We start from the raw sequence: 272 nt of genomic DNA, 5'->3' as shown, positions 1-272 counted from the left end.
ACGATCCGGACGCCTGGTTCGGTCTGACCGGCATGGACCCGGCAGAGCGCGCGGAAATCGATGCGCTGATCGAGAAACGCCAGGCGGCCCGGGCCGCCAAGGACTGGGCGGTGGCCGACGAGGTTCGCGACGAGCTCAATGCGCGCAAGATCCAGGTCGATGACGGGCCGGAAGGCTCGACCTGGCGGAAGATGGCGGAGTAGCGGCCATGGCCCTCAAGGGCTTCAACGTGATGCTGCAGGCCGAGGACGCGGTCGGTGCCTGTTTCGTGG

1 pseudogene is annotated in these 272 nt (G+C 67.6%); it reads left to right on the top strand.

The annotated features are described in order from the left end of the window. Nucleotides 1–203: pseudogene (locus SB754_RS20345) on the top strand (cysteine--tRNA ligase); the annotation flags it as partial. Nucleotides 204–272: the final 69 nt, after the last annotated feature.

Origin of the sequence: Leifsonia sp. SIMBA_070 (genome assembly GCF_046534635.1) — a bacterium.
Classification (GTDB): Bacteria; Actinomycetota; Actinomycetes; order Actinomycetales; family Microbacteriaceae; genus Leifsonia.
This window is presented reverse-complemented; position numbering and strand designations above follow the sequence as displayed.